Source organism: Achromobacter sp. MYb9 (assembly GCF_002975275.1).
Lineage (GTDB): Bacteria > Pseudomonadota > Gammaproteobacteria > Burkholderiales > Burkholderiaceae_B > Achromobacter.
The window spans coordinates 607,829-627,033 of record NZ_PCOQ01000001.1; the positions used below are offsets into that span (position 1 = coordinate 607,829).

The following is a 19,205-nucleotide window of genomic DNA, read 5'->3' on the forward strand; positions in this document are numbered from 1 at the left end:
ACGTGCCGACTACGGGTAACTCCTAGCTCCCGCTTGTAAATTTCTTTCACGATAATGAAAAAAATAGACTTTGACGTAAATATTTTCCATAACCGACGCCCGCCATGACGAACTCCTCCTCCCCCGCAGCCTTGTTGGACGTGAACGGCAAAGGCCTGGGCGCGTTCCCCGAGTCCTGTACCACCGCCGACGTGGCGGCCCTGAACTGGAACCTGCTGGACGAAGACGTCAGCCTGCCGGTAGCGGTGCTGTACGAGGCCCGCGTCCGCCACAACCTGCAGTGGATGCAGCAGTTCATGGAGGCCTACCACGTCAAGCTGGCGCCGCACGGCAAGACCACGATGAGCCCTGCCCTGTTCAAGCGCCAGATCGACAACGGCGCCTGGGGCATCACGCTGGCGACCGCGCCGCAGGTGCTGGCCGCGTACCAGCACGGCATCCGCCGCGTGCTGATGGCCAACCAACTGGTTGGCCGCGCCAACATGGCCATCATCGCCCGCCTGCTGCAAGATCCCGCCTTTACCTATTTCTGCATTGTGGATTCCGCCGCCAATGCTGCCCAGTTGGGCCAGTTCTTCGGCGAGCAGGGCCTGACCTTGCCCGTGCTGATCGAACTGGGCCCCGCAGGCGGACGCACGGGCGTGCGCAATGACGCGCAGTTCCAAGCCGTGGTCGAGGAAATCGGCCGGTGGCCCGGCCTGGCGCTGGCCGGCATCGAAGTTTATGAAGGCGTGCTGCAGGAAGAAGGCGCCATTCGCGCCTTCCTTCGCCGCGCCACCGACGCCCTGCGCGCCCTGGCCACCGCCGGGCGCCTGCGCAAGAGCGGCCCCGCCGTGATTTCCGGCGCCGGCTCGGCCTGGTTCGACGTGGTGGCCGAAGAGTTCTCGCAGCTGGACATCGGCGCCCCGCTGGAAGTGGTGCTGCGCCCCGGCTGCTATCTGTCGCACGACGTAGGCGTCTACCGTTCGGCGGCGGAACGCATCAACGCCCACAACCCCGTGGCACGGAAGATGGAACCGGGCCTGTTGCCCGCCTTGCAGGTCTGGGCTTACGTGCAATCGCTGCCCGAACCCGGCCGCGCCATCATCGCCATGGGCAAGCGCGACGCGGCGTTCGACGCCGGCCTGCCCACGCCCGCCCTGCAATTCCGCCCCGGCCAGAACGCGCCCGCCGACGCGCCGCCAACATGGAAGCTGACCGCCATGATGGACCAGCACGCGTTCATGCAGATTGGCGAAGGCGACGACATCCAGGTCGGCGACATGATCGCTTTCGATATTTCCCACCCCTGCCTGACGTTCGACAAGTGGCGCCAGGTGTTGCTGGTGGACGAGCAGTACCGCGTCACCGACGTGGCCGAAACCTTCTTCTGAACGTCCCCCGCCCGCCGCACCGCGCCAAGCCCGAGGGGGCGGTAAGACCCGGGATCCAGGCGCTTGACCGATACCCCGCGACAACCTGTTTTTGACCCTCTGGAGAGAGAATCATGAACTTCCGACCCTCCCGGCGAGGCGGTAGGCTGACCAGCCTGCTCGCGGCCGGCGCAATTGGCTTGACCGCATTGTCGTCCCCCGCCCTCTGTGCCGCGCCCGTCAAGGGAGGCACGATATCCGTCGCCACCATCGGCGAGCCGCCGACGCTGGATCCGATGACCAGCACCGCCGATCTGGTGGGCATCCTGACGCAGCATTTCTTCGAAACGCTCTACACCTTCGACGCCAAGTGGAACCTGACTCCGCTGCTGGCCGACAAGATGCCGGACGTTACCCCCGACGGCCTGATCTACACCATCCCGCTGCGCCAGGGCATCACGTTCCACGATGGTTCCAAGATGGACTCGTCGGACGTGCTGGCATCGCTTAAGCGCTGGACCGAGACCGCCACGCGCGGCAAGGGCGCCGCCAAGGTGATCAGCAGCATCGAAGCGCCCGACGCCAACACCATCCGCATCACGCTCAAGCAGCCCTATGCGCCGCTGACCGCGCTGCTGGCCATGAACAACGCCGCGGCCGTCATCATGCCCAAAGGCAAGATTGCGCCGGTGCTGACCGAAATCGTCGGCACGGGGCCCTACCAGTTGAAGGCCCGCGTGCCGGACCAGTACATCCAGCTGGTGCGTTTCGAAGGCTACAAGCAGCGCGAAGGCGAGCCCGACGGCTATGGCGGCGCGCGCAAGCAGTACCTGGACGAAATCCGCTTCGTGCCGGTCAGCAACGCCAATACCCGCTCGGAAGCCGCTGCCGCCGGCCAGTTCGACTATGTCGACTCGCTGCCGGTGGAAGCGCTGGACAAGCTCAAGGGCGGCCGTTCGGACCCGGTGATGCTGAAGCCCTTCGGCTGGCCGCGCCTGGTGCTCAATACCAAGCAAGGCATCATGTCCAACCTGGCCGTGCGCCAGGCGGTGCAATTGGCGCTGAACGAAGAAGACATGCTGTTCGCCGCCTTTGGCAACAAGGACTTCTACAAGCTGAACGGCGACCTGTATCCGGAAGGCTACCCGTGGGCCACGTCGCTGGGCGGCAAGGTCTACAACAAGGCCGACTCCGCCGCCGCCAAGAAACTCTTGGACAGCGCCAACATGGCCGACAAGAAGATCCGCATCCTGACCAGCCAGCAATACGAGTTTCATTACAAGATGGCGCTGGTGGCCGCGGAATACCTGAAGGCCGCCGGCTTCACGGTGGACATGCAGGTTGTGGATTGGGCCACCCTGACGCAACGCCGCCAGGACCCCGCCGTGTGGGACATCTTCATTACGCACAGCGTTTTCCTGCCGGAACCCGCGCTGATCGACTTCCCCTCCAAGGATGCGCCGGGCTGGTGGGACACGCCGCGCCGCGCACAGGTGATGGACGCCTTCAACCAGGCGCGCACGCAGGAAGAGCGCATCAAGCGCTGGGCCGACGTGCAACAGGCCGTGTATGACGAGATTCCCTTCGTCAAGGTCGGTGACTTCAATGCCCAGGCTGCGCGTTCCCCGTCGCTGCAAGGCACCAAGCCCGCCCCGTGGCCGTTCTTCTGGAACGCCTGGAAGGCCCCCAAATAACGGCGCGCGGTACCTGGGATGAGGGACAGCGCGGCAGGGCAAGGCAGGAACCCGCCTGCCTGCCGCGCAAAACCCATCATTGGACGGTGGTGCCGTGGTTGGCTCCACGCACCGTCCCGAATGACGTTTTTTAGGACATCATCGTGTTGCGTTATCTCTTAAACCGGCTGGTCGGGCTGGTGGCCGTGATGTTCATCGTCGCGACCATCGTGTTCGTCATCATCCGCGTCACGCCCGGCGATCCGGCGGCCGTGATGCTGGGGCCGCAGGCCAGCCAGCAGGACATCGCGGCGCTGCGCACGCAGTTGGGGCTGGACCAGCCGATGGCGATGCAGTACCTGTCGTGGCTGGGCAAGCTGGCGCAGGGCGACCTGGGCCAATCCATCTTCATGAACAAGCCCGTGCTGTCGGCGCTGGCGGACCGCGCCGAGCCCACGATCTTGCTCACCCTGATGTCGCTGCTGATCGCCAGCGCGATCGCGCTGCCCGTGGGCATCCTGTCCGCGGTCAAGCGCGGCACCACGCTGGACCAGTCAGTGCTGTCGTTCTCGATGTTCACCTCCAGCGTGCCCAGTTTCTGGTTGGGCCTGCTGCTGATGCAGATCTTCTCGGTGAAGCTGGGCTGGCTGCCGGTATCCGGTTATGGCGGCCCCGACGCATCGCTGGCCACGCGCCTGTCGCACCTGATCTTGCCCGCCGTGGTGCTGGGCCTGGTGAATTCCGCGCTGATCACCCGCTTCATCCGTGCCAGCATGCTGGACGTGCTGCGCGACGACTATGTGCGCACCGCGCGGGCCAAGGGCCTGCCGGAAAGCAAAGTCATCCTGAAGCACGCGGTGCGCAACGCGCTGATCCCCATCCTGACGGTGCTGGGCCTGACGACCGCCCTCCTGATCAGCGGCGCCGTCGTGACCGAGACCGTGTTCGGCCTGCCCGGCGTGGGCAGCCTGGTGGTGTCGGCGGTATTGCGCCGCGACTATCCCGTCATCCAGGGCGCGTTGCTGGTCATCGCGGCGATCTACGTCCTGATCAATCTACTCATCGACCTGCTGTACCTGGTGGTCGATCCTCGGGTCCGTTACTAATGATGCGCCCCACCCCCGAAGCGCCAGCGGCGCTTCCCCCTCAAGGGGGCGCCGCCTGCGGCCCGGCAAAGCCGGCTCCGCGCGGCCCCGATCCGATGCACCGCAAGTGGAGCAACTGAAATGACAACCGGATCTACTATGAATTCCGGAACCGACCGCTGGCAGGTGCTGCGCCTGCTGGTGTCCCGCAAGACGGTTCTCGTCAGCCTGATCGTGATCATCGTGCTGGTGGCCGCCGCGCTGCTGGCGCCGTGGGTCAGCCCCTACGACCCATTCAAGCTGTCCATCATGAACCGGCTGAAGGCGCCGGGCGCCGCGCACTGGTTTGGCACCGACGACTTCGGGCGCGACGTGTTCAGCCGCGTCATCCACGGCGGCCGGCTGTCGCTGATGGTGGGCTTTTCCGTCGTGATCGTGTCCAGCGTGCTGGGCATTGCGCTGGGGCTGGTTGCCGGCTTCTTCCGGTCGGCCGACAAATTCGTATCGCGCCTGATCGACGCCATGATGGCGTTCCCCGACATCCTGCTGGCAATTTCGCTGGTGGCCGCGCTGGGGCCGTCGCTGATCAACGTGGTGATTGCGCTGGGCATCGTCTACACGCCGCGCCTGGCCCGCATCGTGCGCGCCTCGACGCTCGTGATCCGCGAGCTGCCCTTCGTGGAAGCGGCCCGCGCGCTGGGCGTGCCCACCTGGCGCATCGTCACCGTGCACGTGCTGCGCAACCTGGTGTCGCCCATTCTGGTGCAAGGCACGTTCATCTTCGCCTACGCGATCCTGGCCGAAGCCGGGCTGTCGTTCCTGGGCGTGGGCGTGTCGCCAGACATCCCCACCTGGGGCACCATGATCAACGCCGGCCAGCAGTACATGGGCTCGGCTGACTGGATCATGATCTTTCCCGGCATCGCCATCGTGCTGTCCGTGTTGTCGCTGCAACTGGTCGGCGACGGACTGCGCGACGTACTCGATCCGCGCCTGCGCAAGGAGCTGTAATCATGACGGCAAGCACCCGAGACGTCGTGCTGTCCGTGGAAGGGTTGAAAACCTGGTTCCACAGCCGCGACGGCATCGCCAAATCCGTGGACGGCGTCACGTTCGACCTGGCCCGCGGCGAAACGCTGGCCATCGTGGGCGAATCCGGTTCCGGAAAGTCCGTGACCAGCCTGTCCATCATGGGCCTGCTGCCCAAGCCGGCCGGCCGCATCGAAGGCGGCAAGATCCTGTACCGCGACCGCCGGGGCACGCAGCACGACCTGGCCCGCGCCACGCCCGCCACCCTGCAGAAGATCCGCGGCGCTGAAATCGCCATGATCTTCCAGGAGCCGATGACCAGCCTGAATCCGCTGTACACGGTGGGCGACCAGATCGCCGAAGCGGTGCTGCAGCACGAAGGCGGGTCCCATGCCGCGGCGATCCGGCGCGCCCGCGAAATGCTGGAACGCGTGGAGATTCCCGCCGCCGACCGCCGCGTCAACGAATACCCGCACCAGATGTCCGGCGGCATGCGGCAACGCGTGATGATCGCGCTGGCGCTGGCCTGTAATCCCGCCGTGCTGATCGCGGACGAGCCCACCACGGCGCTGGACGTCACCGTGCAGGCGCAGATCCTGGACCTGCTGCGCCGACTGCAGCAAGAGATGAACATGAGCATCCTGTTCATCACGCACAACCTGGGCGTCGTGGCCGAAATCGCGCATCGCGTGGCGGTTATGTACGCCGGACGCGTGGTGGAAGACGCCGGCGTCTACGACCTGTTTGAAAAGCCCACGCACCCGTACACCCGCGGCCTGTTGTCCTGCCTGCCCACCGCCGCCCTGCTGGCCTCGGGCGAACGCCTGCGCGCCATCCCGGGCAACGTACCCAGCGTGCTGTCGCTGCCGGCCGGCTGCACCTTCGCGCCGCGCTGCGAACTGGCCGCCGACGACTGCCGCTCCGCCGTGCCCGAACTGATCGCCGTGCAACCCGAACATCGCGCGCGCTGCATCAAGGTGAACCCGATATGACGAGCCCCCAAGTGACCGTGCGCGCCGAAGACCCGCTGGTCCGCATCGAAGACCTGAAAGTCCACTTTCCGACCTCGCAGGCGCGCAACGCCCCCGTGGTGCGGGCCGTGGACGGCGTGAGCTTCGATGTGCCGAAGAACACCATCGTGGGCCTGGTTGGGGAATCAGGGTCGGGCAAGACCACCACCGGCCGCGCGCTGCTGCGGCTGTTCGCGCCCACGGCGGGCCGCATCCTGTTCGACGGCCACGACATCACCAAGCTGAACGAAAAACAGATGCTGCCGTGGCGCCGCCGCATGCAGATCGTGTTCCAGGACCCTTACGCCAGCCTCAATCCCCGCATGACGGTGGCCGAGATCCTGGGCGAGGCGCTGGACACGCATCGGCTGGCGCAACACCGCCGCTCGGCGCGTATCGGTGAACTGCTGGAGCGGGTGGGCCTGAACGCCGACCACAGCCGCCGCTATCCGCACGAGTTCTCGGGCGGCCAGCGCCAGCGCATCGGTATCGCCCGCGCGTTGGCGGTGGAGCCGGATTTCATCGTGGCGGACGAACCCGTATCCGCCCTGGACGTCTCGGTGCAGGCGCAGGTGCTGAACCTGCTGCAGGATCTGCAGCGCGACCTGGGGCTGACCATGCTGTTCGTGGCCCACGACCTGGCGGTGGTGGATTATCTTTGCGACGAAGTCGTCGTGATGTATCTGGGCCGCGTCATGGAACGCGGGCCGACCAGCGAGGTCTACGCCCGGCCGCGCCATCCCTATACCCGCGCGCTGCTGTCCGCCGCGCCGGTGCCGGACCCGCGCGCCCCGCGTTCGCGTATTCTGCTTAAAGGCGATATCCCCAGCCCCGTCAACCCGCCGTCCGGCTGCGTGTTCCGCACACGCTGCCCGCACGCCATCGATGCTTGCGCGACGATCGAAGCGCAAGCCGTCGAGGTGGATCCGGGCCACTTCGTGGCCTGTTCACGCATCGGCGCCCCCGAGCTGGCCTAACCTTCGCCCCGTCCAGATCTGATCCAGGAATCCCACATGAACATCATCCGCGACATCGTCTTCCAGATACGCAGTCGGCGGGACGCACTGAGCGTGACTGAACGCAAGGTTGCGGACGCCATCCTGGACGACATCATGTGGGGCGCCAGCGCCACGGTCGACCAGCTGGCCACGAAGGCCGGCGTCAGTATCGCCACCATCTCGCGCTTTGCGCGCACGGTGGGCTGCGACGACACCCGCGACCTGAAGATGAAGCTGGCGCAGGCCAGCACGGTGGGCAGCCGCTTCCTGGACCCCAGCGCGCCCGCCGAGGAAAGCACGTTCTACGCCCGCATCTACGCCGACATCGAAAGCACGCTGCGCGCGCACTTGCCCACCTTCACGGAACAGTTGTTCGAGCAGGCATCGGCCATCGTCGATGGCGCCCGCATGATCTACGTGTTCGGCATGGGCGGCGCGTCCGCCGTGCTGGCGCAGGAAGTGCAGTCACGCCTGGTGCGCCTGGGGTACCCCATCGCCGTCTACAGCGACGCCGTGCTGCTGCGCATGGTGGCCGCCACGCTGGACGAGCGCGACGCCGTGCTGATCCTGTCGGCCTCCGGCCTTACCCCCGAAATCGTCGGCGCCGCCCGCATCGTCAAGCAATACCGCGCCCGCATCGTCGCCATCACGGACGCCACGTCCGAACTGGCCCAACTGGCCGACGTGGTGCTGCCGATTCGCACCGACGAAACCGATTTCATCTACAAACCCTCGGCATCGCGCTACGCGATGATGCTGGCCATCGACCTGCTGTCGACCGAGCTGGCCATGTTGAACCAAGAGGAAAACCGCGAACGCCTGCGCCGCATCAAGCTGGCGCTGGACGAGCACCGCGGTGGCCCGAACCGTTTGCCGCTGGGCGATTGAACCTGGAACCCAAGATGTACGACACCCTCATTGGCAACGTCCGTGTCCTGGACGGCACCGGCGGCGCCGAATACCGCGCCAGCGTGGCCCTGGCCGATGGCCGCATCGCCGCCATCGGCCCCCTGCCCGGCGCGCAGGCCCGCCACATCGTCGACGGCACGGACCTGGCGCTGGCCCCCGGCTTCATCGACGTGCACACGCATGACGACACCAACGTCATCCGCACGCCCGGCATGCTGCCCAAGCTGTCGCAGGGCGTGACCACCGTGGTGGTGGGCAATTGCGGCATCAGCGCATCGCCCGTGTCGCTGCCGGCGGAGCCTCCCGACCCCATGAACCTGCTGGGCGGCCGCGAAGACTTCAGCTACCCCACTTTCGCCGACTACACCCGCGCCATCGAAACCGCGCGGCCGGCGGTCAACGTTGCCGCGCTGGTCGGCCACACCGCCTTGCGCAGCAACCACATGGACCGCCTGGACCGCGCCGCCACGCCGGCCGAAGTGCTGGCCATGCGCGAGCAGTTGCGCGATGCGCTGGCGCATGGCGCGATCGGGCTGAGCACCGGCCTGGCCTACGCGTCCGCCATCGAGGCCGACACGGACGAAGTCAAATTGCTGGCCGAAGCGCTGGACGAATTCGGCGCCCTGTACACGACGCACCTGCGTTCGGAGTTCGCGGCCATCCTGGAAGCCATGCAGGAGGCGTTCGACATCGCCTTGCACGCCCGCGTGCCGGTGGTGGTGTCGCACCTGAAATGCGCGGGCGCCGGCAACTGGGGCCGCACGAAGGAAGTGCTGTTCAGCCTTGAGAACGCGGGCCGCCTGCAGCATGTGGGGTGCGACTGTTATCCGTATTCGGCCAGCTCGTCCACGCTGGACTTGAAGCAGGTCACCGACGAATTCGACATCGACATCACGTGGTCCGTGCCGCACCCCGAGCAGGCGCGCCGCAAGTTGGCCGCCATTGCCGCCGACTGGGGCGTGACGCTGCTTGCGGCCGCGCGCCGCCTGCAACCGGCCGGCGCCGTGTATCACAACATGCATGAAGACGACGTGCGCCGCGTGCTGTCGCACCCGTTGACGATGGTGGGTTCGGACGGTCTGCCCAACGACCCGATGCCGCATCCACGGCTGTGGGGCGCGTTCCCCCGCGTGCTGGGCCATTACAGCCGCGATGTCGGGCTGTTCCCGCTGAGTCAGGCGGTGCACAAGATGACCGGCCTGTCCGCCGCCCGCTTCGGCCTGGCCGACCGTGGCCTGGTGCGCGAGGGCTATCACGCCGATCTGGTGCTGTTCAATCCGGACACCGTCATCGACCGCGCCACCTTCGCCGCGCCCGTCCAGACCGCAGCCGGCATCGAAGCCGTGTGGGTGAACGGCGCCTTGTCTTACCACCAGGGGCAGCCTACTGGCGACCGCGCCGGGCGCTGGCTGCCGCGCAACGGCGACCTCCGCGCGAGCTTCGCGGCGGCGTCTTCCCTTTCTCCGGCATCACCCCCATCCCAATAAGGAGCCATCCATGAGCAATGCCCCCACCCCCGACAAGAACGGCATCACCCGCTACGGCGTCGCTGGCGGTACCGGCCAGGGCGGTTCCCACATGCCGTTCGCGCGCGCCGTCGCCGCCGACGGCTGGCTGCACGTGTCCGGCCAGGTGCCAATGGAAAATGGCGAGGTGATCGAAGGCGGCACCGTCGCGCAATGCCACAAGGCCATCCAGCAACTGCTGGCCATCCTGAAGGAAGCGGGCTATGGCCCGGAACACGTCGTGCGCTGCGGCGTATGGCTGGACGACGCCCGCGACTTCCCGTCGTTCAACAAGGTGTTCAAGGAATACTTCGGCGAAAACCCGCCCGCCCGCGCCTGCGTGCAGTCCAGCCTGATGGTGGACGCCAAGGTCGAGATCGATTGCGTGGCGTACAAGCGTCCTTGATGGGGCCTTGCCAAGAAAATGGCCCGGTGATCATCGGGCCATTTTTTACATCTTCACCACATCGACGCCTTTGGGCGCCGTGAACTGGAATTCCTTGTCCGCCAACGTGGGGTTGGGGGCGATCGCCGACAAATCGACGCGGGTGGTCTGGCCGAACGAATCCAGCAATTCCACGCGGACCGGCAGATTGTCCTTCATGCCGATATCCACGCGCGAAAAACCCGCGTCGGCCGTGCGCGGCTTGGCGCGCAGCCACTCCACGCCGTCCTTGGACGGCAGCGCCGACACGTCGAACGATTGCTCGAGCGAACCGGAACCGAACAGGATGGCGGCGGGAGACGTGCCGATGGCGGCGTCCACCTTGCGCTCGGTTACCTGAGCCAGGTCGGGATCGAACTGGAACACCGTGCGGCCGTCGGAGATGACGAGCTGCTCGTACGGCTTTTGCACCGCCCACTTGAACTTGCCCGGACGTTGGAACGAAAACACCCCGGTCTGCGCGGGCTGCGTGCGGCCCTGATTGTTCACCGTGTATTGCGAGAACGAGCCGGTAGCCGCCGTGACGGTCGAGACAAAGGCCTTCAATTGCTCTTGCGCGCTGGCGGCGAACGCCAGGGCGGGCGCCAGGCTCAAGGCGGTGGCGATGGCCAGGCGGCGAAACGTCTTCATCATGCTTCCTCTCGGGCGGCAGCGGCGGCGGGGACCAGGATCTCCCGGTTGCCATTGGACTGCATCGCCGACACCATACCCGATTGCTCCATTTGCTCGAGTAACCGGGCCGCGCGGTTGTAACCAATGCGCAGATGGCGCTGCACCAGCGAGATCGAGGCGCGGCGGTGCTTCAGCACCACTTCGCATGCCTGGTCGTACATCGGGTCGGACTCGGCGTCGCCGCCGATGCCGGTGACGCTGCTGGCACCTTCGCCGTTATCGCCCTCGAGCCCGCCTTCCAGCAGGCCTTCGATGTAATTCGGTTCGCCCTGCGCCTTCAGGCTTTCCACCACGCGGTGCACTTCATCGTCGCTGCAGAACGCGCCGTGCACGCGTACCGGCAGGCCAGTGCCCGGCGGCATGTAGAGCATGTCGCCCTGCCCCAGCAGGGTTTCAGCGCCCATTTGGTCGAGAATGGTGCGCGAGTCGATCTTGGACGACACCTGGAAGGCAATGCGCGTGGGGATGTTGGCCTTGATCAGGCCCGTAATGACGTCCACGCTGGGACGCTGCGTGGCCAGTATCAGGTGGATGCCGGCGGCGCGCGCTTTCTGCGCCAGGCGGGCGATCAGTTCTTCGATCTTCTTGCCCACCACCATCATCAAGTCGGCCAGTTCGTCGATGACCACCACGATGGTGGGCAGCGGCGACAGCGGCTCGGGCGCATCGGGCGTCAGCGAGAACGGGTTCGGGATGGGTTCTTCGCGCTTGATGGCGTCGCGGATCTTGGTGTTGTAGCCCGCCAGGTTGCGCACCCCCATCTTGCTCATCAGGCGGTAGCGTTTTTCCATTTCGCCCACGCACCAGTTCAGCGCGTTGGACGCATGGCGCATGTCGGTGACGACGGGGGCCAGCAGGTGCGGGATGCCCTCGTAGACGCTCATTTCGAGCATCTTCGGGTCAATCAGGATCAAGCGGGTATGGGACGCGTCGGCCTTGTACAGCAAGGACAGGATCATGGCGTTGATCCCCACGGACTTGCCCGAACCGGTGGTGCCCGCCACCAGCAGGTGGGGCATCTTGGCCAGATCGGCCACGACCGGGTTGCCGGCGATGTCCTTGCCCAGCGCCATCGTCACGACCGAGTGGCTGGCGTGATAGGTCTGCGAGCCCAGGATTTCAGACAGGCGCACCATCTGGCGGCGCGGGTTGGGCAGTTCCAGGCCCATCAGGTTCTTGCCGGGAATGGTTTCCACCACCCGGATGCTGACCAGGCTGAGCGCGCGCGCCAGGTCCTTGGCCAGGTTCACGATCTGGCTGCCTTTCACGCCGGTCGCCGGTTCGATCTCATAGCGCGTGATGACCGGGCCGGCCTGCGCCGCCACCACGGTGACGGACACGCCGAAGTCGGCCAGCTTCTTTTCGATCAGGCGCGACGTGAATTCGATGGTCTCGGCCGAGACGGTTTCCTGGTTCGTCAGCGGGGGATCCAGCAGGCTGATCGCCGGCAGGTCGCCTTCGGCGCCGCCCGAGGGCGCGAAGAACAGCGATTGCTGCTTTTCCTTTTCGACGCGTTCGGACTTGGGCACCACGGTAATCGCGGGTTCGATGCGTACCGGCTGCTCGTGCACCAGCTTTTCCTGCTTGGCCTCGACCTGCTCGGTGCGCACGGCCTTGGCCACCTGGCCGACCTTGCGGTCTTCGCGGGCGGCGTAGGAATTACGGATGCGGCGGACAAGGCCTTCCATCCAGGAACCCACGCGTTCCGCCACGGCCAGCCAAGAGAACGAGAAGAACAGGCTAAGGCCGATGGCCAGCATGACCAGGAAGGCCAGCGTGCTGCCGGTGAAGCCGATGCTGCGGCTGATCAGGTCGGCCAGCGTGTGGCCAATGACGCCACCGGCGCCACTGGCATTTTCGGACGCACCAGGCAGATGCGTGCCGCGGCTGGCCAGGCGCAAGGCTTCCATGCCCAGCGAGCCCAGCAGCAGCAGGAAGAAGCCGATGCCCTCTTCCCAGTGGACACGGGGCAACACTTCCGGTTGTTTACTATTAGTTACCTTAAGCTGGCTGGCCAGACGGCGGTAGCCCGCGCGCACCCGGTGCAGCAGCAGGACGACCCACCACCAGGCCGAGAAGCCAAAGAGATAGAGCAGGATGTCCGCCAGATAGGCGCCCAGCCGTCCCCCGTGGTTGCGCACGACGTCGCCGGGCACGGAGTGCGACCAGCCAGGGTCGGATGCGCTCCAGGTGGCCAGCACCAGGGTGAGCCAGGCCGCCAGGGCGGCAAATAGGATCCAGCGGGCCTCGCGCAGCAACGCGGAAATACGCGTTTGTAGCGGCGAAGGCCCGTTGCGGGTGTTGCGCGAGGCGCGGGGAGAAGCAGTCGAGATACGCGGCATGCGGCTCATTATAATTGGGCGTTAACCTAAAGATACCCGCCCATGTCCACGCCCACGCACGCTAAAGTTTTGATACTCGGTTCCGGCCCTGCCGGTTACACGGCGGCCGTCTATGCGGCACGCGCCAATCTGAGCCCTGTTCTCGTTACAGGTCTGGCCCAAGGCGGCCAGCTCATGACCACCACGGATGTCGACAATTGGCCGGCCGACGCGGATGGCGTGCAGGGTCCGGACCTGATGCAGCGCTTCCAGAAGCACGCCGAACGCTTCAACACCGAGATGCTGTTCGACCACATCGCGAAGGTCGACTTGTCCAAGCGCCCGTTCACGCTGACCGGCGACACCGGCAAGATCTACACCTGCGACGCCCTTATCATCGCTACCGGCGCTTCGGCCAAGTACCTGGGCCTGCCGTCCGAGCAGTCCTTCATGGGCCGCGGCGTGTCCGGCTGCGCCACGTGCGACGGCTTCTTCTACCGCAACCAGGACGTGGTCGTGGTCGGCGGCGGCAACACCGCCGTCGAAGAAGCCCTGTACCTGTCGAACATCTGCCGCAAGGTCACCCTGATCCACCGCCGCGACAAATTCCGCGCCGAACCGATCCTGGTCGACAAGATGATGGCCAAGGTCGAGAACGGCAACATGGCGCTGAAGACGTTCCACACGCTTGAAGAAGTGCTGGGCGACGACAGCGGTGTAACCGGCGTGCGCGTTCGCCACGTGGACACTGGTGTCACCGAAGACATGGCCGTCACCGGCGCCTTCATCGCCATCGGCCACCAGCCGAACACGGAAATCTTCCAGGGCCAGCTGGAAATGAAGGACGGCTACATCGTCACCAAGAGCGGCCTGTCGGGCATGGCCACGATGACTTCCGTTCCGGGCGTGTTCGCCGCGGGCGACGTCCAGGACCACGTCTATCGCCAGGCCATCACCAGCGCCGGCACGGGTTGCATGGCCGCCCTGGACGCTCAACGGTGGTTGGAGAATGCGGGGCAGTAAGGTCGGCCTGGCCGACCTGAAACGCCTGAAGAAAGACCTGCAGGCCGAGCGCGAGCGCGAAGCGCTGGCCAAGCGGGTCGCGGTGCTGAAGAAGCCGGAAAGCCCCCCCATGGATGACATGGCCGCTTTCCGACGCACGATGAAGTCCGTCACGCCGATCAAGGCGGACGCCCGGGTCGAGCACAAGCCGGCGGCGGAACCCGCCCCGGCGCTGCGCCGCGCCAACGCGCTGGGCGAAGCCCCGTCCCGCGCGGACGCCGGCGTGTCCGACGGCGGCGAAATCATGCACCTGCTGTCCGAGGGCGGCACGGCCTTCGTGCGCAGCGACGCCGCGCCCGACACGGCCCGCAACCTGCGGCGCGGCCAATGGCGCGCGGGCGCGGAACTGGATCTGCATGGCTTGCGCGTCGAACAGGCCCGCCACGCGCTGCTGTCTTTCCTGGACGAATGCCAGGAACACGGCATCCGCTGCGTTCGCGTCGTGCATGGCAAGGGCTATGGTTCGCAAGGGCTGGAGCCGGTGCTGAAAGACAAGGCGCGCACCTGGCTGGTGCAAAAGAATGAAGTCCTGGCGTTTTCCGAAGCGCCCGAGCGCGAAGGCGGCGCAGGCGCGCTGCTGGTGCTGTTGCGGCAATCCGAAGGAATGCGCAAATGAAATGGCTCTACCTGGGCGTGGCGATCATCGCCGAGATCTTCGCCACCAGCGCCCTCAAGGGCTCCGAAGGCTTCACCCGCCTGGTGCCGTCGCTGATCACGGTGATGGGCTACCTGATCTCGTTCTATTTCCTGTCGCTGACGCTGCGCGAGATCCCGGTGGGCATCGCCTACGCCATCTGGTCCGGCGTGGGCATCGTGCTGATATCGATCGTGGGCGCCGTGCTGTTCAAGCAACAGCTGGACACGCCCGCGCTGATCGGCATTGGCCTCATCATCGCCGGCGTGGTGGTGATGAACGTGTTCTCCAAATCCGTTTCGCATTGAACCGCCGCGCCGAACCGCCGGCCGTGTCCCGGGTCCGCCGCTGGACGGCGGCCAGATGGTGCGCGGCCAGGTGGTGCGCGGCCTGGTTTTGCGTAGCCTGGCTGGGCGTGGGCGGCCTGGGCTTGCTGCCGGCCGGCAACGCCTGGGCGGCGGGGTTCGACCGCGCCGCGGAACTTGTCCGCTACCGCGCCTGGCTGACGGATTTCAAACACGACCTGGACCGCTTTTCCGCGTCGCCGCGCGCGCTGTCCGACGCCGAGCTGGACGCCCTGTTCGCGCGCACGGTGGTGCCCGGTTCACGCGGGGCCGCGTTCATCCGCCAGAGTTTCGCCCTGCGCGGCAGCGACGGCGCCTATTTCCCGCAGACCGGCCCGCGCACCGTGTTCCTGGGCGTGCTGGACAGCGGCATCCCAGCCGGCCAGGGCGGCCTGTACCCGGAATCCGACCCGGCGCTGAAGGTTGCGGATCTGACCGTCTGGTACCTGCATGTGGACGTAGGCGACATGACCAATACCTACCTGCTGTCGGACAAACACTTTACGCCGTACCGGCTGCCGCCTCCCGGCAAGCTGGAACGCAACGCCTACCCGTTCCTGCTGATGGATACCCGCGACGTCGCGCTGCGCCTGGGCGGCGTCAGCAGCGAACTCTGGGGGCTGATCGTCTACCTGCACAATGCCGCGCGCTGAATCCGCCCTGCGCCTGCTTGCGCTGACGGCCCTGTCGATGGCGCCCGGGCTGGCCAACGCCCTGTGCGAACCGCTGGCGGCCTCCGCGCAGCGCCAGACCCTGGTGACGGACATCTCGCTGGACAGCACCCATACCTTGCTGGCGCTGGACGGTTCGCGCATTCCTTCCTGGCAAGCCGCCGTCACCGTGGAAATCGGCGCGCAGGCCAGGCCTGTCGTCTGGGCCGAACGCGTCGACTGGTCGGTGTATGCCGCCGCGCCGGATGCACGCATTGGCGTCACGATGCTGCGGTTCGAGACCGGCGCCAACGGCCGCCGGCATCTGTGCGGCATCGCGCGCTACAGCGCCAGTGCCGTGGATGCCGCTCGTGAAGCCGGCAAGGCCGCCCTGCCGGCACCCGACGCGGAAACCCGCTACTACTATGGCGATGGCGACCGGCTGACCGGATATGAAGAGCGCTCCCGCGCGGCCGATGGCCGCCCGAACCCGCCAGTACGCTACTGCCTGCGCTATGACGAACACGGCTGGCTGGCCGAGCTGGGCGCCAACGATTGCGCCGCGCCTTCCCAGCCGATCACTCGCTATGTGCATGACACAGCGGGCCGGCTGCAGCGCGTCATCACCTATCAGGACGCCTCCGGCGAGGCGTCCCAGGTCGACACGTACGATGGCCAGGGGCGCCGGACGCAGCGCCATGCCCGTCAAAAGACCGGCTGGACAGACGGAGTGCAAACCTTGGGGCTGCCCTATCGCGAGGTCCCAAGCGAATACGCCGTGCTGGTGTTGCCCGGCCCCGCGTGGCAACCGCCCGCGCTGGATTCCTACCACTATGACTGGGCCATCGTACGCCCCAGGTCCGACAACGGCGACCACGACGTCTATGCCGCCAAGCGTGACCCCGCCCAGGTGCTGGCCAAAGGCAACAGCGGCAACGGCAGCCAATTCGCCCTGACGGCCGTGCAGAAGCAGCGCATCTGGGACGCCGCCGGCAAGACGCCGGGCGGCGTGCAATGGCTATGGGCACCCGGCCAGATCTTTACCTTGCTGCAAGCCCTGCCCCGCGCGGCGTGGGCCGCCTGCACCGACCCCGCAAACCGCACGGCCGACGCCTGCGGAACGCCTTAGGCGTTTTCGGCTGGCGGCCGGGGAGCCGCCGGGTGGCGCAGATAATCCACCAGCGCCAGCGTCGCCCGGTCGGGCGGCGGCGTCAGCAACGACACCACGATGATGGTCAGGAAGGCGACCGGCGCCCCGAATATGCCGGCCGCGATCGGCTGGATCCCCCACCACAGGTCTACCGGCTGCGTGCGCGAAATGCCCAGCACCCACTCGCGCAGCCAAGGATGCGTGTGCGTCATGTAGGCGAAGGTCGCGGCCAGGCCCGCGGCCATGCCCAGGGTAGCGCCCCATTTGTTGGCGCGCCGCCAGAACACCCCCATCACCAGCGCAGGGAAGAACGACGAGGCGGCGAACGAGAACGCGGCGGACACCATGAAGAGAATGTCCGCGGGCTTGCGCGCGGCGACCCACGCCGCGCCAAACGCCACCACCAGCAGCAGGATTTTCGACACCATCACCCGGCGCGCGGCCGACATGCGCGGCGACACCATCCGGTACCACATGTCATGCGACAGCGAATTGGACAAGGTCAGCAGCAGACCGTCGGCGGTGGACAGCGCGGCCGCCAGCCCGCCAGCCGCGACCAGCCCTGAAATCACATACGGCAGCCCGCCGATCTCGGGCATGGCCAGCACGACCACATCGGCGCCCATGCTGATCTCGCTTAATTGCACGACGCCGTCGCGGTTGATATCGGTGACGTCCAGCAGATTGGCATCCACCGCGCTCCAGGCATGCACCCAATTGGGCAGGCTCAGGAAATTCGAGCCGACCACCTGCGTATAGACCTCGTACTTGACCAGCAGGGCCAGCGCAGGCGCCATGAAATACAGCAGCAGAATGAACAGCAGCGACCAGCACACCGATTTGCGCGCCTCGATCACCGAGGGCGTGGTGTATGAGCGCATCAGGATATGCGGCATGCCCGCCGTCCCCAGCATCAGGCACAGCACCAGCGCCAGGAAATTGATGCGCATGTTGCGCCGCTCTTCCGGATCTTTGGCGGGGAATGGCTCGGCGTGCGGGGTGGGCGGGGCCGCCCGGGCCTCGAAGGTCGTGCGCGCTTGCGACCAGACCACGCGCGCATCCTCCACGCTGGCCGGATAGGCGGCCAGCTCGCGCTCCGCGGAACGGATCTCGACCATTGGCGCGTCGCTGGCGTTCAGTTGGGCCAGGCGGCTGCGCAGCTTGTCCTTTTCCAGCGCCCAGGATTCCGGCAGCGCCTGCACCCGCTGCGCCATCTGGTCGGCGTGCTGCTGCCAAAGCCGGCGCACTTCGATTTCGGACGGGTCGTTCTGCAGGTAGATCTCTTTCTCGGTCACCTGCTGCAGCACCACGCCGGCCGACAACTGCGGCACGGGCATGTTGGTGTGCTTGACGGACAACCACACCACCGGCACCAGATAGGCGATGACCAGGATGATGTACTGCCCCACCTGCGTCCAGGTCACGGCGCGCATGCCGCCCAGGAACGAGCAGACCAGCATGCCGCCCAACGCCACGAAGATGCCGAGTTCAAACGAAATGCCGGTCATGCGCGTGGTGATGATGCCCACGCCGTAAATCTGGGCCACCAGATAAGTGAATGAGCACAGGATGGCGCAGGCCACGCCCGCCAGCCGCGGCATGTTGCCGCCGTAGCGCGCGCCCATGAAGTCGGGAATGGTGTACTGGCCGAAGCGCCGCAGATACGGCGCCAGCAGCATCGCCACCAGTACGTAGCCGCCGGTCCAGCCCATGATGTAGGCCAGCCCGCCGTAGCCGGTCAGGTACAGCGTGCCCGCGACCCCGATGAAGGACGCCACCGACATCCAGTCGGCGGCCGTGGCCATGCCGTTGTAGATGGCGGGCACGCGCCGTCCAGCCACGTAGTATTCGACCTGGTCCGAGGTCCGGCACACGATGCCGATGCCGGCGTACAGGCTGACGGTGACCAACAGGAAGACATAGCCGATCCAGTTGCGCGGCATCCCCAGGATCTCGGCCAGCGCCATCAACAAAATCATCAGCGCGAAGCCGGCGGTGTAAAGCACGTAGATGCGGCGCAGGCGGATCCGGAATTGCTGGGGGGTATCTCCGGTGAAAAACGGCATCAGCGATCCCCGCCGGCGGCGTCGGCCTCGGCCCGCTCATCGGCCCGGTTCATGACGCGGGCGTATACGCCGATGATGATCAGGTAGGCCAACGGCGCGCCGTAGGCCGCCATCCAGAAGGCAAACGGCCAGCCGATGAAATCGAAGGTCAGGCTGCGGGCAAAAAAGGCGGGAATAAACGTCAGCGCCGCCCAAACGGCAAGCAGCAACAGGATCAGCCGCAAGTTGCGGCGCCAATACGGAAGGGAAACGGGCTTGGAGGTCGGAGCGCGGGGTTCGGGCATAGCTAGGATGTAGAGA

The 19,205-nt window shown here is 66.3% G+C and carries 18 protein-coding genes; 14 read left to right on the forward strand and 4 right to left on the reverse strand.

The genetic code is table 11. The features are described 5' to 3' along the window. Positions 1-104 precede the first annotated feature (104 nt). From CQ050_RS02740 to CQ050_RS02780, 9 genes are all read left to right on the forward strand, one after another. Positions 105-1,373, forward strand: a complete 1,269-nt coding sequence (locus CQ050_RS02740) for an amino acid deaminase (RefSeq protein WP_105555285.1) — start codon at positions 105-107, stop codon at positions 1,371-1,373. A 113-nt stretch (positions 1,374-1,486) separates the two neighbouring features. Then, positions 1,487-3,046, forward strand: a complete 1,560-nt coding sequence (locus tag CQ050_RS02745) for an ABC transporter substrate-binding protein (protein ID WP_105555286.1) — start codon at positions 1,487-1,489, stop codon at positions 3,044-3,046. Between the two features lie 143 nt (positions 3,047-3,189). Continuing rightward, on the forward strand, positions 3,190-4,131 hold the full coding sequence (locus CQ050_RS02750) for an ABC transporter permease (protein WP_105555287.1): 942 nt from the start codon (positions 3,190-3,192) through the stop codon (positions 4,129-4,131). Positions 4,132-4,269: 138 nt separating this feature from the next. Beyond that, positions 4,270-5,121: an ABC transporter permease gene (locus CQ050_RS02755; RefSeq protein WP_369868242.1), complete on the forward strand. Its 852-nt coding sequence runs from the start codon at positions 4,270-4,272 to the stop codon at positions 5,119-5,121. 2 nt (positions 5,122-5,123) lie between these two features. Continuing rightward, a complete protein-coding gene (locus CQ050_RS02760) occupies positions 5,124-6,131 on the forward strand; it encodes an ABC transporter ATP-binding protein (protein ID WP_105555289.1) in 1,008 nt (335 codons plus the stop codon). After that, entirely contained in the window at positions 6,128-7,126 is a 999-nt protein-coding gene (locus CQ050_RS02765) for an ABC transporter ATP-binding protein (protein ID WP_105555290.1), read from the forward strand. Before CQ050_RS02760 ends, CQ050_RS02765 begins: the two co-directional genes overlap by 4 nt. Before the next feature lie 36 nt (positions 7,127-7,162). Next, positions 7,163-8,035 carry a MurR/RpiR family transcriptional regulator gene (locus tag CQ050_RS02770; RefSeq protein ID WP_105555291.1) on the forward strand — a complete coding sequence of 291 codons (873 nt, stop codon included), beginning with the start codon at positions 7,163-7,165 and terminating at the stop codon, positions 8,033-8,035. Between the two features lie 14 nt (positions 8,036-8,049). Beyond that, positions 8,050-9,543 carry an amidohydrolase family protein gene (locus tag CQ050_RS02775; protein ID WP_105555292.1) on the forward strand — a complete coding sequence of 498 codons (1,494 nt, stop codon included), beginning with the start codon at positions 8,050-8,052 and terminating at the stop codon, positions 9,541-9,543. Between the two features lie 10 nt (positions 9,544-9,553). Next, entirely contained in the window at positions 9,554-9,967 is a 414-nt protein-coding gene (locus tag CQ050_RS02780) for a RidA family protein (RefSeq protein ID WP_105555293.1), read from the forward strand. Between the two features lie 45 nt (positions 9,968-10,012). Here CQ050_RS02780 and lolA read toward each other — a convergent pair whose 3' ends face one another. Next, the gene (gene lolA / locus CQ050_RS02785; RefSeq protein WP_105555294.1) at positions 10,013-10,636 is read right to left on the reverse strand and encodes an outer membrane lipoprotein chaperone LolA; all 624 of its coding nucleotides are present in this window, start codon (positions 10,634-10,636) and stop codon (positions 10,013-10,015) included. Further along, positions 10,636-13,020, reverse strand: coding sequence for a DNA translocase FtsK (locus CQ050_RS02790; protein ID WP_105555569.1), 2,385 nt, complete (start codon positions 13,018-13,020; stop codon positions 10,636-10,638). Before CQ050_RS02790 ends, lolA begins: the two co-directional genes overlap by 1 nt. A 42-nt stretch (positions 13,021-13,062) precedes the next feature. Here CQ050_RS02790 and trxB point away from each other — a divergent pair, with 42 nt between their 5' ends. The 5 genes from trxB to CQ050_RS02815 are packed head-to-tail and all read left to right on the forward strand — an operon-like array spanning position 13,063 to position 16,818. Then, on the forward strand, positions 13,063-14,022 hold the full coding sequence (gene trxB / locus CQ050_RS02795) for a thioredoxin-disulfide reductase (protein ID WP_105555295.1): 960 nt from the start codon (positions 13,063-13,065) through the stop codon (positions 14,020-14,022). After that, positions 14,009-14,677 (forward strand): Smr/MutS family protein, encoded by a 669-nt coding sequence (locus CQ050_RS02800; RefSeq protein ID WP_105555296.1) that lies wholly within the window; start codon positions 14,009-14,011, stop codon positions 14,675-14,677. Before trxB ends, CQ050_RS02800 begins: the two co-directional genes overlap by 14 nt. Further along, complete coding sequence (locus CQ050_RS02805; protein WP_105555297.1) at positions 14,674-15,003, forward strand: multidrug efflux SMR transporter; 330 nt, start codon at positions 14,674-14,676, stop codon at positions 15,001-15,003. Before CQ050_RS02800 ends, CQ050_RS02805 begins: the two co-directional genes overlap by 4 nt. A gap of 23 nt (positions 15,004-15,026) precedes the next feature. Then, entirely contained in the window at positions 15,027-15,692 is a 666-nt protein-coding gene (locus CQ050_RS02810) for a hypothetical protein (protein ID WP_233213776.1), read from the forward strand. After that, positions 15,679-16,818: a hypothetical protein gene (locus CQ050_RS02815; RefSeq protein WP_105555299.1), complete on the forward strand. Its 1,140-nt coding sequence runs from the start codon at positions 15,679-15,681 to the stop codon at positions 16,816-16,818. The genes CQ050_RS02810 and CQ050_RS02815 overlap by 14 nt, the downstream gene beginning before the upstream one ends. On the opposite strand, the gene CQ050_RS02820 is transcribed toward CQ050_RS02815, so the two are convergent. Next, positions 16,815-18,905 (reverse strand): sodium:solute symporter family protein, encoded by a 2,091-nt coding sequence (locus tag CQ050_RS02820; protein WP_105555300.1) that lies wholly within the window; start codon positions 18,903-18,905, stop codon positions 16,815-16,817. The two genes, CQ050_RS02815 and CQ050_RS02820, sit on opposite strands and share 4 nt — an antisense overlap. Further along, on the reverse strand, positions 18,905-19,189 hold the full coding sequence (locus CQ050_RS02825; RefSeq protein WP_105555301.1) for a DUF4212 domain-containing protein: 285 nt from the start codon (positions 19,187-19,189) through the stop codon (positions 18,905-18,907). Before CQ050_RS02825 ends, CQ050_RS02820 begins: the two co-directional genes overlap by 1 nt. Positions 19,190-19,205: the final 16 nt, after the last annotated feature.